The sequence below is a fragment of the Terrisporobacter mayombei genome (assembly GCF_020748465.1).
GTDB classification, from domain to species: domain Bacteria; phylum Bacillota; class Clostridia; order Peptostreptococcales; family Peptostreptococcaceae; genus Terrisporobacter; species Terrisporobacter mayombei.
This window is the reverse complement of the sequence record NZ_JAHZMP010000120.1, coordinates 1-513: the sequence shown is the minus strand read 5'-3', so window position 1 is coordinate 513 and position 513 is coordinate 1. Positions and strand designations below refer to the sequence as shown.

1 protein-coding gene is annotated in these 513 nt (G+C 58.3%); it reads left to right on the top strand.

Annotated elements, in window-relative coordinates; all coding sequences use genetic code 11:
* A partial coding sequence (locus K0039_RS24940; RefSeq protein ID WP_228106814.1) for an aconitase family protein occupies positions 1–267 on the top strand: 267 nt, incomplete at its 5' end.
* Positions 268–513: the final 246 nt, after the last annotated feature.

Below are 513 nucleotides of genomic sequence, written 5' to 3'. Positions count from 1 at the left end.
CCGATGACCCGTGATGAACTGAAAGACCTGGCGTGCCTGGGCTTCTCGGCTGACCTGGTGATGCAGTCTTTCTGCCACACCGCGGCGTATCCGAAGCCAGTTGACGTGAACACGCACCACACGCTGCCGGACTTCATTTTGAACCGTGGCGGTGTGTCGCTGCGTCCGGGTGACGGCGTCATTCACTCCTGGCTGAACCGTATGCTGCTGCCGGATACCGTCGGTACCGGTGGTGACTCCCATACCCGTTTCCCGATCGGTATATAGGTGCCAGAGCCGGAACCGGACCGAGAACCCACAGTTTCTCGTCTGCCAGTGGGCTGGAGAGGATCAGATTACGCAGTTGTTGCAGGAACAATGGCGCGTGCTGATTGTTATGATCTTCCGCACGCACAATCACATGGCTGGTCCACGGCGGTAGCTGCATCATTCGCCGCTCAGCCAGCGCCTGTTCGGCAAAGGCGTCGTAGCCTTTATAGAGCAACGTTTGCAACAGAGGATGTTCCGGATGGT